Here is a 16,021-nt window from a genome sequence, read left to right on the forward strand (position 1 = left end):
ATGAGTGAGTTAACATTACAGCAGCTGGCTGAGACTTATCAGGATTATTTCAGCGTAGAGCACGGCATCAGCCTGAATGTCAGGCCGCTGGACCGCCCGCTGCCTTCGACAGATGAGTTGGCTGCCGCTATCCCGGCACCTTTTCTGATGGCATCCGACGTCAACAGTCTGAACAGTTCTGCCCTACGCTCACTCAATCGGCTGGGCGAGCTGGCAGAAGAGCTGGCAAATTACCTGCAACAACAGGCCCGTAAAGTAGATTTGTTATTGCATTATGTCCTCAGACAACAGGACGACGAAAGCACACGTTACATCACCCAAAGTTACAGTGGCAGCGGCTGTTGCTACCTGGCCGACAGCGCACTGTCACCGCTGCAGGTAGTTGAAGTTAAACTGTTTCTGGACAATAACGATGGCGCGGTATTTTGTTATGGCCAGGTACTAAGCTGTGAGCAAGTGGCTGAAAAATGGCAGATAAAAGTTGTATTTTCCTGTATCAGAGAGGAAGATCGTGAGCTGATTGTGCGTGCCAGCCTGCATCAGCAATCAAAACTTTTAAAACAGAAAGCCGAGCAGCGTCAGCAGCACACATCTTCTTAGTATTGGCTTTAGCGCATTATAGGTTAGTTGTTTTACATGGATCTTATCTCTTCATTACCCCAGATTAAGCACGCCTCAGACCATTTACACTGGGGCAATTTACCAGGTGCAGCTTTACCGCTGGCAATCAGCCAGTTGTTGCGCCAGCACAGCGGCACTTATCTATTGCTGGTACCAGACACACCAACAGCACTGCGACTGGAGCAGGAGCTGGCGGTGTTTTTATCGCCAACAGACTGCCCGCTGCTAACACTGCCAGACTGGGAAACACTGCCTTATGATGTATTTTCACCGCACCAGGACATTGTTTCCCAGCGGTTAAAAACCCTGTATCAGCTGGCAAGGTTAAACCGGGGTGTGGTTATCGTACCGGTCAGCACCTTATTGCTGCGCATTTGTCATCGCGATTATCTCGAGCAAAACAGTTTCCTGATCAAAAAAGGCCAGCAAGCCGATTTAGCCGCGCTAAAACGCCAGCTGGCTGCTGTTGGCTACCGCAGCGTAGAGCAAGTGATGGAGCACGGTGAGTTTTCTGCCCGCGGCTCTATTCTGGATCTGTACCCGATGGGCGCCGCTACGCCCTACCGTATCGACTTTTTTGACAATGACGTCGACGGTATACGCACTTTCGACCCGGACAACCAGCGTAGCCAGGCGCAGGTTGATCAGATTGAGCTGCTGCCAGCTCATGAGTTTCCGACAGATCAGGCGGCAATCGAGCGCTTTCGTATCGCCTATCGCGAACGCTTTGCCGCCCGTAATGAAAAGGAATCGCTGTATCAGCAAGTCAGTCAGGGTATGTTACCCGCAGGCATTGAATACTATTTACCGCTGTTTACCGAAAAAACAGCCACCTTATTCGATTACCTGCCAGCAGACAGCCGGTTTTTGTTGCTGGGTGATATCGAGCACGCGGCTGAAAAGTTCTGGCTGGAATTAAAACGGCGCTATGACGACCGAGCCATTGACCTGCTGCGGCCAATACTGAAGCCCAACGAGCTTTACCTTTCAGTCGATCAGCTGTTTGCCGCACTGAAACAGCACGGCCGTATCCGGCTTAGTCAGGCCACGCTACCTGCCCGCTCAGGCCAGGCGAATGCCACCGTGTCCGCACTGGCAGATCTGAGCGTCAACCATCAGCTGAAGAACCCGTTGCAGGCGTTGCAGCAGTTTATGCTTGAACTCAAGCAAAAAAGTGGTCGGGCACTGTTTTTTGTAGAAAGCGAAGGCCGACGCGAGAGCTTACTGCAACTGTTGCAAAAAGCCGGCATCCGCATTGCTCAGTACGACAACCTGGCGGCATTTGAACAAAGCAAAGACGATTTGGGCATTATTGTCGGTGCTTTGGAACAAGGTGTGCTGATTGAAAAACCCGGCCTGCTGGCTCTCATCAGCGAAAACGAGCTGTTCGGGCAAAAAATCAGTCAGCGCAGACGGCGTAAACGCAGCCAGCAGGTGTCCAGTGATACGGTGATCCGCAATCTGGCTGAGCTGAATCTTGGCCAGCCGGTAGTGCATTTACAACATGGTATCGGCCGTTACCAGGGCTTGCAGTTACTCGATGCCGGCGGCATCAGCGCTGAGTTTGTCACCATTGAATACGCTGGCGGCAGCAAGTTATATGTGCCGGTCACCTCTTTGCATCTGCTTAGCCGCTACAGTGGTAATGATGCAGAACAAGCGCCACTGCATAAACTCGGCAACGACAGCTGGGAAAAATCACGGCGTAAAGCCGCAGAAAAAGTGCGGGATGTCGCGGCAGAGCTGCTGGATGTGTACGCCCAGCGCGCAGCACACCAGGGTTATGCCTTTGCCATAGATGATGGCCAGTATATGGCCTTTGCCGATAGCTTCCCGTATGAGGAAACGGCAGACCAACAGGACGCCATCGATGCAGTGCTACGCGATATGCAAAGCCCGCAGCCAATGGACAGGTTAGTCTGCGGCGATGTCGGTTTTGGTAAAACGGAAGTGGCGATGCGGGCAGCCTTTGTTGCGGTAAATGACGGCAAACAGGTGGCGCTGCTGGTACCCACGACACTTTTGGCACAACAGCATTTTGAAAACTTTAAAGACCGCTTTGCCAACTGGCCGGTGCGGGTAGAAGTGTTATCGCGTTTTGTCAGTAGCAAAGCACAAAAAGCCATTCTTGAAGATGTCGCCAGCGGTAAAGTGGATATTTTAATCGGTACTCATAAGCTACTGCAGGATGATATCAAACTGCAGGATCTTGGTCTGTTGATTGTCGATGAAGAACACCGCTTTGGCGTGCGGCAAAAAGAGAAAATCAAAGCGCTGCGTGCCGATATCGATATCTTGACATTAACCGCCACCCCCATTCCACGTACGCTGAACATGTCGATGTCCGGCATGCGGGATCTGTCGATTATAGCCACCCCACCGGCAAGACGCCTCGCTGTGAAAACCTTTGTCCGCGAGTACGAAAACGGCCTGATCCGCGAAGCGGTGATGCGCGAAATTCTGCGTGGTGGCCAGGTGTACTTTTTGCACAACGATGTTGCCACTATCGAGAAAGCCGCCGCTGATTTAGCCCAGCTGCTGCCAGAAGCCATCATTGGTATTGCACATGGTCAGATGCGCGAGCGCGAGCTGGAGCAAATCATGGCGGACTTTTACCATCAACGCTTTAATGTGCTGTTGTGCTCAACCATCATTGAAACCGGTATCGATGTGCCAACCGCAAATACCATTATTATCAACCGTGCCGATAATTTTGGCCTGGCACAACTGCACCAGCTGCGTGGGCGTGTCGGCCGTTCGCACCACCAGGCTTATGCCTATTTGCTGACACCGCCACCCAAGCGTCTGACCAAAGATGCCGAAAAGCGGCTGGAAGCCATAGCAAGTCTGGAAGACTTAGGCGCGGGCTTTGCGCTGGCGACACATGATTTAGAGATCCGCGGCGCTGGCGAGTTACTGGGCGATGAACAAAGTGGCCAGATAGAATCCGTTGGTTTTAGTTTATACATGGATATGTTGGAACAGGCCGTCAAAGCCTTAAAAGAAGGCCGCGAGCCAAGCCTTGATGCAATGCTAAGCCAACAAACTGAAATGGAGCTGCGCATACCTGCGCTGCTACCTGAAAGTTATATTCCGGATGTAAACTTACGCTTATCCTGCTATAAAAAGCTGGCGTCGGCGACCAGTGTGGAAGAGCTGGATGAAGTTCAGGTAGAACTGATAGACCGGTTTGGCTTATTGCCAGATGCCGCTAAAAATCTGGTGGCAATATCCGAGTTTAAAATCCAGGCGCAGCAGCTGGGGATCCGGCGTATCGAGGCGAACAGTAAAGGCGGCCTGGTCGAATTCAGTGAAAAAACGGCTGTATCACCAGCCTATATTATTGAGCTTATTCAAAAGCAATCACGGGTATTTAAACTCGAGGGTGGGCAGAAGTTACGTTTTAATATTGCCTCTGATGATGGCGCAGCACGTCTGAGCCTTATCGCAAACATGTTGCAGGATTTTGCCAGACATAAGGTACAAAAATGAGTAAAGCTGTCAGTTGCAGTTTCATCGGCGCCGCGCTGTTTAGTACGGTATTACATGCTCAGGAACAACGCTGGTTTGAAGTTGAAATGCTGATTTTCAGTCAAACACCACCGGCATCATTGCAGGAAAGTTTCGGTGATGCTGTAACGCCGATAAAGCCAGGCAGAGCCTACGACTTAGTGACGCCGCTGCTGCAACCGGATTTGTCCAGCCTGCTGGCCGAATTACCTCTGTGTCATAACTCGCTGCAGCCAGAAGATGAATATCAGTTTACTCAGTCACTATCGGCGCAGCTTTGCATAGTTGAACGCCAGCAACATAGCTGGCAGCTTACTAATCTGTTTGAGCCCCGCCGCAGTTACGATAAAGTACCGTACCCCGCTGCACTGCCTGCTGTTGTAACGGGCTCAGGAGTGCACACGAACAAACCTTATCTGGCAGAGCGCGCATCGCTGCAGCTAACAGATATTGCCAGCAAAATTACCCGCTCTGCGGGCACTCAGCTTTTACTGCACACCAGTTGGCGCCAGGCGCCGGTGACCGAACGCCGCGCTATCGCCAGCCGTTGGTTCAGCGGAAAAAACTACAGTGCGCAGTTCGACTACTGGGGTCAGCCGGTTGCTGACGTTACGGCAGATGCAGGCACCCACACGACTGACAGCATAGATCTTATCAGCGATGATTTAGTTGCGGCTAATGACGCCGGCACTCATCAGGTAATGTCTAATATTGACATGTTGTTACAGCAGTTAAATGCGAACAGCCAATTACCCGATACTGCAGAGTCAGCAATCGATACTCCGATACATTCAGACAGCCTGACCAGCCGTAACCTGCCGGATCAGGTATGGCAGCTGGATGGTTTGTTTAAACTGCATCTGGATCATTATTTATTTGTAAACACCGAATTTAACCTGCGCTTACCGGCACAGGATAACAGCTTGCAGACGATTTATGTACGCCAGAGCCGCAGAGTAATCAGTGGCGAAATTCATTACCTTGATCACCCTCATCTGGGCATAATATTGCAGATACGCCGCTATGAGCCGCCAGCCGAGGAAGAGCCTGAGCTAAATGACGCCACAAATACGTCGCAATAATGATACTTTTTTAACAAAAACCATTGCCAAAGTGGAAACTAATGCCTAAGCTTCGGCGGTATTACACTTTTACACAAAACATCGCGGGTAAATGGGATGTTGTTTTTTTATATTAAATTATCTGGTTTATCTGATCGTAGAGCATTATGGACAATTTGACCCCAATGCCGGAGCTCTCTCCGAAACACTACCTGTTGTTGCTAACCCTGTTTGTATTAGTCAGTAGTTGCGAACCCATTATCAGCTGGTTTTTCCCGATACTTACCGGCAATATCTGGCTTACTGTGTTGCCGCCTGTCGCCGGGCTGTACCAGTTGATGCTGCTGTTTCGCAGTCTGGGGGTAATTCAGCTGCCTAATGCGGCTTATTACTCTGCAGTGCTGGCACCACTTTCTGTACTGAGTTTTTATCAGTTCGTTTTGCAGTGACATACCTTTGAACATTTTTGCGGTATCATAGCGCTCATTATTATGATGAGCGTTACTGGTTGGCTGATAGTCAGTCAGTTAAATTTAAGGTACCCCTAGATGTCAATAAACTGGTTTCCGGGCCATATGCACAAGGCCCGAAAAGAAATAGCCGAAGTCATGCCGCAGGTCGATATAATTATCGAAATGCTCGACGCACGCATTCCCTTCTCCAGTGAAAACCCCCTGGTACCGCAGCTTCGCGGCAACACCCCGTGTATCAAGGTGCTGAACAAAGCTGATTTAGCCGACCCGGCATTAACCCAGCGCTGGGTTGAGCACTTTGACAATCAGGCAGGTATAAAAGCCATTCCTATCAGCCAGCAAAACCCAGAACAAATTCGGGCGCTGTTGAAGCTGTGTAACGACATGCTGCCAGAGCGCAATCTCGACATCCGCGGTGCCCGCGCGATGATCATGGGTATTCCAAACGTTGGTAAGTCTACGCTGATTAATACCTTGGCTGGCAGAACCATCGCCAAAACCGGTAATGAAGCCGGTGTAACCAAGATGCAGCAGCGCATTAAACTGGACAACAACGTGATTTTAACCGACACGCCTGGGTTTTTATGGCCCAAGCTCAGCCCGCCAACCTGTGGCTATCGTCTGGCGGTAACCGGTGCAATTAAAGACACCGTGTTTGACTACGCCGATATCGCTATGTTTGCCGCCGATTATTTGCTGCAAGCTTATCCGCAAGCGGTGATGCAACGCTTTGGCTTAACAGAATTGCCCGAAAATGATATCGCGCTGATGGACGCCATTGGTATAAAACGCGGCGCTATGCGTAAAGGCGGTATTGTCGATTTGGAAAAGGTCGGCTCAATTTTGATCACCGAGCTACGAGCCGGCAATATTGGCGGCATTACGCTGGAAACCCCAGAGATGGTCAGCCAGGAGCTAATTGAAGCCAAAGCTGAAGAAGCCGCCAAAGTGAAAGACAAAGCCGAGCGCGAAGCCGAGCGTAAGCGTAAAGCACAGAGAAAATACCGCTAATCAGCCTGAATACAGCTAATTTGCGCTAGCTCATAGCTGACTTACAGTTTTATATTCCAACTGATAGTCAGCTATAAAGGAAAGTGGGCATTAACGCTGCCATTTGCGGCGAGCTTGGGCTGATTTTTTGTGCTGAAATGGCGAAGCCATACACAAACGAAACGGCGGAAAGACTGTTCAGCACGCGACGTGTGCGTTGCAACATGGCGTTGTTATGCATTACTACCGGCTCTGATTAAAAGCCAATTGTGAAAATTTTGCAGCCATATTTTCGAGTTACAAGCACTTTCGTGACGGTTATTCTCAGCAAAACATTGCACAAAATCGTGAATATCGTCCTCCGCTCTTTTTAGCATTGACGAGGTTTCTTCAATCGCCGCCTCTATTCCTCTCGGTTGCGCTGATTCAAATGCTGCTTCCCATATTTCAAAATCAGTTTTGAATTCAAGCCAAGTATCTCGGTCGTACCAACTCTCAAGTAGGTATACCAGTATTGGAAATTCTTCTCTAAATTTTAATTTTCTGTTCATGGTGTTGCTCTTACCAATAAAAGTAGACACTCCGTTATGCGCATTTGCGCTCAAACTCAGCCGCCATGTTTGTGCCTCTGCAAGTGCAGCGAGTGGTCAATGCGTTTGTTATGAGCGCTTTTCAACGAAGTGCATACCCCAACGATTTGATGCAGAAAGCATGAACCCGAAATAGACTATTGAAAATACGCTACTTAGAAATGCTTCACTGCCACTTTGAAATAAAATGGATTTAGAGAAGTTTATAACGAGGCAGAACAAAGAGATAAACCAAATGGCTTTCATTACGTTGTCGTAAACATGATTTTTTAGAATGCCGCTATGCTCATGGAAACTGAAGAAGAAGCTGGCAATTTTACAAGTGAGCCAAGTCACAAGAAACGATGCAAGGGAAATGAAAATTGCTGTGGTTATATCCTGAGTTAAAAAGCCAAGAATGAGTGTTACAACACACCAAACTAACGGAAATTTAAGTCCTAACTTTTGAGTTGCGAGAAGATATTTGGGTTTTTCAGACAGCATTTCTTTCCTTAATGCTTATAGCGTATAACGCCCGCAACAGCCGAGAGCGTAGCGAGTCGAGGGCGATAGCCCGCTTTGGTTGCGTTTATTAGAGAATGACACTACTTAGTCCTTGAACCAATGTTCTGGATAGTTTTTATATTTAATAAAATAATCAATTGCTTGGTTCCATTGCCAACCCTTGAACTTACATATAATCCAAGTAATAACCAGCCAACCCACACCAACGCAAGTAAAAAAACCTGTTAGGTACAAAAAGTCAAACCAACCATTTCTCTCTGAAATCGGAAATAAACTTTCGAGCCACTGCACATATTGTAAGGCCGGATACAAACCTACAACTATTCCACCCCAGCAAATGAATACAAAGTAAGCTTTGTAGCGAAATTTTAGTTTCTGATAATTCTCGAGACTCAAAATGTTCTCTAACGCCCAAAGCAGCGGCGCGCGTTAGTGCGTCCAGCCCACAGGGCGATGCTGCCTTTGCTTGTTATATTTTTAATACTCTTCACCTTCGTCACCAACAACCTTAGCATTTAATATTTTGGCGATCTTTTTAGCTTTTTTAAGCTGCGTTTTATCAGTACCAAGAGTTATTGAGCCATTTGAATAAGTAAAAGAGTACTTTTTCTTGAGGATTGAACTGGTCCAAATACAGCTGCTCGGAGTTGAAACTTCAATTGCTTCGCCTGTCTGAGGATTTACGGCCAACGCCGTATTTTGAACCGACAATGATTTGTCTTGCTCACACACAGCTAACCATTCTTCTACAGAGATTTGATTCTCACGTTCTATGTGCAAATTGTATCCGGCCATAGATTTTCCTGATATCAATAAAAGCAGTGAGACTAAGAGTATTCGTATGCTCATAAGGAAATATAACGCTTATTCGGCGGAAAAGTCCGTATTTAAATACGGACTTTTCCGCCTTTGTAAATTTAATGTTTAAGACATTACATCGGTTTTTTATACCTTACAACACGTTATAGATACACCCGGTGTTTGCGTTTGCTACAAAGGCGGATTAATCCGTCTAATATGCGTTGGTAATACCCAAATGCCGACAGGATCGTTTTACCGTGCTGACAGCTCAGATTAAAACTCATTCAGCTGAGTTAAATACCCGTATCATCTTCACTGCTTACCCCGTTGTAGTAATAACGGGGTAAATCTGGCGCTACGTCGTCTTTAAATTCTTCAATCGAAATCAGGCTGCCGTCTTCATTAAAGCGGTAGCTTTTACCTTGCTTAAGGCCATTGTCGTCGTACTTCGTTGATGCAAGTAAATGCCCGGCGTCAGACAATGCCTGCCACAGGCCAATCATTTTGCCCTGCCGGTAATTGCCCTGCCACAGCAGTGGCGCACCGTATGAATACAGGTCACGCTGCTGCCAGTCGCCGTGCTTTTCGCCATCAACATAACGGCCTTTAGCTTGTAGCTGCCCGCTGGCATCACGTTTTATATAATCACCATCAAGCTTGCCATTGCGGTAGAACGCCTGTAGCAATACAACGCCTTGCGGGTCTACTTCTGTTTGCTCGCCGTCCGGCTCGCCCCTATCGTTATATTGCTCGGTCAGCGTACTAAACTCAGTTTGCTGTACCCACTTGCCTACTTTCTTGCCCTTGTGGTACTTGCCCCGGTTAAACTCGCTGCCATCCGGCGTTTGCTCCAGGTAGTCACCGTGAAATTCACCGTCATAGTAGTGCGCCCGTGTTTGATTGCCTTGCCAGTCAGAGCCAAGGTAAAGCCCGGTATAGTTACCGTTTAGCCGCTCTTCACGCGCAATCAGCTTGCCGTTATCATCAAAGCGCTGCAGCAAGCGCCAATCGCGGCCGTTATCGATTTCATTTTTATATATCAGCTGGCCTTGCTCGTTGTAATGCTGCTCTGTCGAGACATTGCCTTTCTCGGGGTAGCGAATATCCGTTTGGCGGGTTTTGTTACCCGCGCTGTTAAAAGAAACAGACTGAACTTCGCGGCCCTTTTCATCGAAGTATTGTTCAGTAACAACTTTGCCAGCATCGTCATACGTAAGCTGCTTACCAACCTGAATACCATGCTGATACTGCTTAACTGCATACAAAACACCGCCGTAACGGTAGCTGCGCTCTTCGCCGTGTAGCTTGCCGGCCAGATAGTGCTGCTGGTAAACCGGTGAGCCGTCTTCACTCCAATACAAACGCTCGCCTTCGCGCTCACCATTTTTTATCATGGTTCGCTGCTCAGGCTGGCCATTGTCATAAAAGCTTTCATAAAGCCCCTGCTCGCCGTGTTCGTCATAATGACGGCGTGACGCCAGCGCACCATTGCTGTGGTAACTCTGGGCTATGCCAAAAGGCTTGCCGTTTTTATGCTGCTCACGGCGGTGTAACTTACCATTCTCGTGAAAGGTAAGTTGCTCTCCGACTAATTCGCCGTTGTGGTACTGGTATTGCCCACGCATATTGCCATCTGGCCAGTAACTTATTACCTCACCATGATACTGCCCCAGCGCATTGCTCTGGCCTTTTGTCATGGGGTTGCCGTTACTATGGTAGTAAACAAAGTCACCGATAATGGGGCTGTTTATCAAATCTGTACCATTTAAGGTACCGCTGAAATACACTTGCTGATTACTGATATAAAACAGCTTTACAGGCCACGGCTGCTGCGCGTCTGTTGCCGGCGCTTCGGCATAATAACTGGCGTCGGCTTCGCTTTGGGCCAACTGCCAATCTTCTGTTAACAGTACTTTTTCAGCAGAGGCTGTCCAGGCCAACAGGCTAAATAACAGATATAAATACTTCATAGTTATTCCTTATGGCAATGCAGGAAAACGGTATGACCAGTCGTCTGTAACCGGTTCACCTTGCTGTGTAAGGTGCTGAATTTGTGTTACACGCCCCTGAATTCTCAGATAGTGTTCGTTATGCAGCTGCGTTGACAGCAGTTGTTCTGATAAATCATAAGACCAGCCGGATTGTACCGGAGACAGTGCCAGCCCTTCATGGTTTAAAAACCGGTAACGCTGTAATAACGTCGCCATTGTCCAGCCTGGGTCCCACTCTGGTAGTTTATTTAAATCTACCAGCCATGAAACCTCCGGTGTGTAATCAAGCCGCTGCCAGATAGGCGTACCTTTGCAAGACAATGTGGTTGTTACGTCAATTTCATAAAAGTAACGCCGGATGCCATCAGTAGTGCTAAGTTGATACTTTACCTGTTTCGGCAACACCTGACGGGGAGATTGCGGCACTAGCTGCCACACCAGAGCCTGGCCGGATACTTCTGGCGCTTCTACGACAGTTAACGTACAAAGCTGCGCCAATTCGGCACTTAAGTGCACTGCCAATCCAAAGTTATTTACTGGTTCAGGCTTAACGTCTGCCGGGTTTTGCGGTACCGGCGGTGGCGATAATTCATCATCCGCAGCGTACTGGCCAAAGCGATCTTCATCAAACAGCAAATACTGGTTAGTTGGTGGCAGCGTATCAGCCTGAGGATATTTATCATGTGGCAGAAATTGTATATTTTGCCGGTAAAGCGGCTTGTCGGCATAAACACTGGCATACAACGTCAGCTCTGCCGGCAACTGCTTAAACTGAAGAATAGTGACGTTTTGTGCATCGTTGTAATACGGCGCCATCACCAGATCCAACGCATTCCGTTCATCTTCTGTCAGCCAGTCCGGGCCTGAAAACTGCGCGCCGGGGTAAGAAATCATCGCGCCTTCTGCACCATCGTAACGCTGTAACAATTGATAACGCTCGTTACCCGACGCCGTCAGCTTATAGGTCTGCGGTTCATCTGGCACAGGCGACAATGTAACCGTTAACTCTCCTTCGCTTACCGTAACGGTATTTGCCGGATCTGGTTTTATACGCAGTGTTATTAACTCTGCCGGGTAAAACTCGGCATCCGCACTAAGCTGTGCCACATCATTCATCAATTCGTCCGGCTCGTTCCAGCCCACGAGTAAATTTTGCTGGCTGGATTTAACAAACCTATCGTCATTGGCATAGGTATATAACCTTTGAGATCTGAGTTGTAGCGGAATTGGCTCGCCAGCACTGTTCTGGGCGCTAATCGCCGTTAATTTTAGCCGCCCTTGCTGGCCGGCAGAAAAATCGTGCTGATAATTAACACCTAACAGATCATCGTTCAGAACAAAGTACCCCTGCGGCCAGGGAAAGACCTGCTGCCTCGTTAACGGTTGCATCGTTGTCACTGACGCTAATTCAGGCGGCGTGGTATATTCATAAACCGGTCGCTGATAGTTGTACTCAAGTTGCTGAAACAGGCTGCCGTACATTTCTGAGTCCGGCACCATCACCACCTGATATCGTACACGTCCGGCATAACCATATTGCTCAAACGGCAGATCAGCAACCATCAGCATTTTTTCCAGCCAGCCGCTTTGCCGCGACAACACCAGTTGCCCGTACAGTTTGCCATCATCAAGCTCTGCTGCCAGCTGCGCTGTCAATTGCTCGTCGGTTACGGCCAATACTGTCAGGGTAACATCTGTCAGATCCTGATAGCCCGGCAATGTAACGGTCGCCCCTACTTTGGCCGGTACTGTCGTAATAAAGGTGGCCGCACTGAACATTTTTTTCAGCTCAGCTTCAAGCTCTGTGCCCCTGTTTTTTAGCAGTGCCTGCCAGACTTCGTCATTTAAGGCGGCAAAATGTGTCAGCTTACCGGCCTCCAGATCAGCTGTTAAGCTAAAACCTTTAGAGAACAAGGCATGTAATTCCGGATTGGCACTGGCGCGACGGGAACTTCGCAACCCGCTCTGGCCATCGCGCATGTTAAGATAATCGATATAGAGTTCGAGCTTTGTTTCTTTACCGGTCTGCACCACTTTGTAGCGGGCTAATTGCTGCGACGTAGAGCTCATTTGCTGTTTGCCACGGCCGGTATCAATAGAAATATGCGTGCGACTTACTGCCTGATAACCGCGCTCTTCGCCTTGTACCGGTGAAAATTCGACGTCTTTATTTGGGTTAGAGCATGCAGCAAGCATTACACACAGCGAAAAGCCCAAGAACGATCTCATCAGCGTTTTGTTCCCTTTTTCAAAAAAGGCGTATTCTATCGTTATAACGACGTAAACAAAATGCTTAATACAGCACTACAAGCTGTAAAGGCACAACAACTGTGCCTTTACTTTTACGTTTTAATTCAGGTTATTGGCTTTTTTATTGTGTAACCAATGATAAATCGCCGGTAGCACAACTAAAGTCAGCAAGGTAGCTGAAATAATGCCGCCAATCACCACAGTTGCCAGCGGGCGCTGTACTTCTGCACCGGTGCCCGTGTTTAGTGCCATCGGCACAAACCCCAGGCTGGCAACCAGTGCGGTCATTAATACCGGCCGCAAGCGGATTAACGCACCTTCAACCACCGCGTACAGTAAATCGCCTTTCTCTTGCCACAACTGGCGGATAAACGACACCATGACCAGGCCGTTTAGCACCGCCACGCCAGATAGCGCAATAAAACCCACCCCTGCCGAAATAGATAGCGGCATACCGCGCAGCCACAGTGCCAATACGCCGCCGGTTAAGGCCAAAGGCACGCCGGTAAAAATAATCAGCGCATCTTTTAACGAGTTAAACGCCATTACCAGTAAACCGATAATCAGCAGCAATGTAATTGGCACTACCAGGCTAAGCCGGTTACTGGCAGACTCCAGTTGCTCAAAAGTGCCGCCATAATCCAGCCAGTAACCGGCTGGCAGGCTCACTTGCGAGTTAACCCGCTGTTTCAGCTCAGCGACAAAGCTACCTAAATCACGCTCACGCACATTCACTGACACCACAATGCGGCGCTTGCCGTTTTCGCGGCTAATTTGCGCCGGCGCGGTCTGAATATCCAGCGTAGCAATTTCTGTCAGTGGTACATAACCGCCATCAGGCAAGGGAATTGGTAACCAGGCCAGGTTATCAATATCGCTACGGATTTGCTCTGGCAAGCGTACCACCAGCTGAAACCGGCGATCGCCTTCGTAGATCAAACCAGCGTGTTCGCCACCAATTGACATGGCGATAACGTCCTGAAACTGGCTGACTGTCAGCCCGTAGCGGGATAATGCGGTAAGTTTTGGCGTAATAGCCAGTACTGGCAAACCCGATATCTGCTCGGTGCGTACATCGGCCGCACCACTGATGCTACCGGCAACCTGCTCAATGCTTTGGGCAACCTTTAGCAACATATCCAGATCATCACCAAATACCTTAATGCCTACATCTGCTCGTACGCCGGAAATCAGCTCGTTAAAGCGCATCTGAATAGGCTGGGTAAACTCGTAATTATTCCCTGGCAACTGCTCCAACGCGGCTTCCATTTCAGTAACCAGCTGCGCTTTGGTTTTCGCAGGGTTGGGCCATTCGCTACGTGGCTTTAAAATCACAAAGTTGTCGGCCACATTCGGCGGCATCGGGTCGGTTGCCACCTCTGGTGTACCAATTTTAGCAAACACCTTATCAACCTCGGGGAATTGCTTGATACGCTGCTCCAGCACTTCCTGCATCTGCACAGATTGCTCAAGGCCGGTGCCGGTTACCCGCATCGCATGCAAGGCAATATCGCCCTCATCCAGCTGTGGAATAAACTCTGAGCCAAGCGTAGTGGCTAGCCAGATGCAGCCAACAACCAACGCGCTGGCTAGCCCCACCACTAGCAGCCGGAATTTAAGCACGGCGTACAGTATCGGCCGGTAGGCAGATTTAGCAGCTACTATTAGCGGGTTTTCCTGCTCTTTGATTTTGCCAGCCATAAATACCGCGACCGCTGCGGGTACTATCGTTAATGACAATACCATCGCCGCCAGCAGCGCCATCACTACCGTTGCCGCCATAGGGTGAAACATTTTGCCTTCAACCCCGGTTAACGCGAACACCGGAATATACACTACGGTAATAATGGCCACGCCGAATAAGCTGGGTTTAATCACCTCGGTGGTGGCTTTAAACACTACTTTTAAACGTTCGCGCAGTAGCAGCAAACCGCCGGTTTGATGTTGCGCCAGGCCTAAACGGCGAATGCAGTTTTCGACAATAATCACCGCACCATCGACAATCAGGCCAAAGTCGAGCGCCCCTAAGCTCATCAGGTTAGCCGATACGCCTTGTTGTACCATACCGCTAATTGTCGTCAGCATCGCCAGCGGAATAACAGCGGCGGTAATAAGCGCCGCACGGATATTGCCCAGCAGCACAAACAGCACCACTATGACCAGCAAAGCGCCTTCCAGCAGGTTTTTTTGCACGGTAACAATGGTTTTATCAACCAGCGTTGTGCGATCGTATACCGCTTCAACCACTACGCCCGGCGGTAATGAGCTTTTTATTGCTTCGAGCCTGGCGGCAGCATCACGTGCGACGGTGCGCGAGTTCTCGCCCAGCAACATCATTACGGTGCCCATTACGGTTTCATGGCCATCACGGGTGGCAGCACCGGTGCGTAACTCTTTGCCCAGGCCAACCTCTGCCACATCCTTTACCCGGATAGGCACCGAGCCATTAAGCGCAACAACCACATTTTCAATACTGCTAATGGTATTAAGCTGGCTCGGCGAGCGCACCAACAACTGCTGGCCGTTACGTTCAATGTAACCTGCGCCACGGTTAGCATTGTTATCCTGCAAGGCGGCGCTTAACTGTGGCAAAGTAACGCCCATTGCCAGCATTTTTGCCGGATCTGGCATGACGTGGTATTGCTTGTCATAACCACCGATGGTGTTTACTTCAACCACACCGCTTACCTGTGCCAGTTGCGGTTTTATGATCCAGTCCTGCACTTCACGCAAATACATGGCATCCAGCGGCTTGCCGTTAGCATCTGTGGCACCGGGTTTCGCATCGACGGTATAAACAAATATTTCGCCAAGGCCGGTGGCAATGGGCCCCATTTGTGGATCTAACCCCGGTGGTAGCGCATTTTTAATACTGCCAAGACGCTCGTTAATCAGGTTACGGGCAAAATAAATATCCGTGCCCTCGTCAAATACCACTGTTACCTGTGACAGGCCATAACGTGATAAAGAGCGGGTATAGTTAAGCCTGGGTAAACCATACAGTGCGGTTTCCACCACAAAGGTAATACGCTGCTCTGCTTCCAGTGGCGAATAGCCAGACGCTTCGGTATTAATTTGCACCTGTACGTTGGTAATATCCGGTACTGCATCTATCGGTAAACGCTGGTAACTCCAAAGCCCGCCTGCTATCAGCAGCAAAATCAGGCTCAGCATCAAATACCGGCGCTCAATCGAGAAACGGACGATAGCTTCTATCATGTTTATCTCCT

The 16,021-nt window shown here is 49.1% G+C and carries 10 protein-coding genes; 5 read left to right on the forward strand and 5 right to left on the reverse strand.

Annotated elements, in window-relative coordinates; all coding sequences use genetic code 11:
• The 5 genes from LHL18_RS02160 to ylqF all read left to right on the forward strand — a co-directional run bounded on the left by LHL18_RS02160 (position 1) and on the right by ylqF (position 6,676).
• Positions 1–600: a PilZ domain-containing protein gene (locus tag LHL18_RS02160; protein WP_226765575.1), complete on the forward strand. Its 600-nt coding sequence runs from the start codon at positions 1–3 to the stop codon at positions 598–600.
• A 36-nt stretch (positions 601–636) separates the two neighbouring features.
• Positions 637–4,113, forward strand: a complete 3,477-nt coding sequence (gene mfd, locus LHL18_RS02165) for a transcription-repair coupling factor (RefSeq protein WP_226765576.1) — start codon at positions 637–639, stop codon at positions 4,111–4,113.
• A complete protein-coding gene (locus LHL18_RS02170; RefSeq protein WP_226765577.1) occupies positions 4,110–5,213 on the forward strand; it encodes a CsiV family protein in 1,104 nt (367 codons plus the stop codon). The genes mfd and LHL18_RS02170 overlap by 4 nt, the downstream gene beginning before the upstream one ends.
• Before the next feature lie 146 nt (positions 5,214–5,359).
• The gene (locus LHL18_RS02175; RefSeq protein WP_226765578.1) at positions 5,360–5,641 is read left to right on the forward strand and encodes a hypothetical protein; all 282 of its coding nucleotides are present in this window, start codon (positions 5,360–5,362) and stop codon (positions 5,639–5,641) included.
• A gap of 99 nt (positions 5,642–5,740) precedes the next feature.
• Positions 5,741–6,676 carry a ribosome biogenesis GTPase YlqF gene (gene ylqF / locus LHL18_RS02180; protein WP_226765579.1) on the forward strand — a complete coding sequence of 312 codons (936 nt, stop codon included), beginning with the start codon at positions 5,741–5,743 and terminating at the stop codon, positions 6,674–6,676.
• 212 nt (positions 6,677–6,888) lie between these two features.
• On the opposite strand, the gene LHL18_RS02185 is transcribed toward ylqF, so the two are convergent.
• The 5 genes from LHL18_RS02185 to LHL18_RS02205 form a co-directional block, all read right to left on the reverse strand.
• A complete protein-coding gene (locus LHL18_RS02185) occupies positions 6,889–7,206 on the reverse strand; it encodes a hypothetical protein (RefSeq protein ID WP_226765580.1) in 318 nt (105 codons plus the stop codon).
• A gap of 1,020 nt (positions 7,207–8,226) precedes the next feature.
• Positions 8,227–8,544, reverse strand: coding sequence for a hypothetical protein (locus LHL18_RS02190; protein WP_226765581.1), 318 nt, complete (start codon positions 8,542–8,544; stop codon positions 8,227–8,229).
• A 299-nt stretch (positions 8,545–8,843) separates the two neighbouring features.
• Positions 8,844–10,520, reverse strand: coding sequence for a toxin-antitoxin system YwqK family antitoxin (locus tag LHL18_RS02195; protein ID WP_226765582.1), 1,677 nt, complete (start codon positions 10,518–10,520; stop codon positions 8,844–8,846).
• Positions 10,521–10,529: 9 nt separating this feature from the next.
• On the reverse strand, positions 10,530–12,770 hold the full coding sequence (locus tag LHL18_RS02200) for a hypothetical protein (protein ID WP_226765583.1): 2,241 nt from the start codon (positions 12,768–12,770) through the stop codon (positions 10,530–10,532).
• 120 nt (positions 12,771–12,890) lie between these two features.
• A complete protein-coding gene (locus tag LHL18_RS02205) occupies positions 12,891–16,010 on the reverse strand; it encodes an efflux RND transporter permease subunit (RefSeq protein WP_226765584.1) in 3,120 nt (1,039 codons plus the stop codon).
• Positions 16,011–16,021: the final 11 nt, after the last annotated feature.

The sequence above is a fragment of the Rheinheimera aquimaris genome, assembly GCF_020531985.1.
Taxonomy (GTDB): Bacteria; Pseudomonadota; Gammaproteobacteria; order Enterobacterales; family Alteromonadaceae; genus Alishewanella; species Alishewanella aquimaris.

Excerpts from the sequence above, each read along its gene's own strand:
- LHL18_RS02160 (WP_226765575.1), top strand. The coding sequence starts at position 1 with ATGAGTGAGTTAACATTACAGCAGCTGGCTGAGACTTATCAGGATTAT.
- mfd (WP_226765576.1), top strand. The coding sequence starts at position 637 with ATGGATCTTATCTCTTCATTACCCCAGATTAAGCACGCCTCAGACCAT.
- LHL18_RS02170 (WP_226765577.1), top strand. The coding sequence starts at position 4,110 with ATGAGTAAAGCTGTCAGTTGCAGTTTCATCGGCGCCGCGCTGTTTAGT.
- LHL18_RS02175 (WP_226765578.1), top strand. The coding sequence starts at position 5,360 with ATGGACAATTTGACCCCAATGCCGGAGCTCTCTCCGAAACACTACCTG.
- ylqF (WP_226765579.1), top strand. The coding sequence starts at position 5,741 with ATGTCAATAAACTGGTTTCCGGGCCATATGCACAAGGCCCGAAAAGAA.
- LHL18_RS02185 (WP_226765580.1), bottom strand. The coding sequence starts at position 7,206 with ATGAACAGAAAATTAAAATTTAGAGAAGAATTTCCAATACTGGTATAC.
- LHL18_RS02190 (WP_226765581.1), bottom strand. The coding sequence starts at position 8,544 with ATGGCCGGATACAATTTGCACATAGAACGTGAGAATCAAATCTCTGTA.
- LHL18_RS02195 (WP_226765582.1), bottom strand. The coding sequence starts at position 10,520 with ATGAAGTATTTATATCTGTTATTTAGCCTGTTGGCCTGGACAGCCTCT.
- LHL18_RS02200 (WP_226765583.1), bottom strand. The coding sequence starts at position 12,770 with ATGAGATCGTTCTTGGGCTTTTCGCTGTGTGTAATGCTTGCTGCATGC.
- LHL18_RS02205 (WP_226765584.1), bottom strand. The coding sequence starts at position 16,010 with ATGATAGAAGCTATCGTCCGTTTCTCGATTGAGCGCCGGTATTTGATG.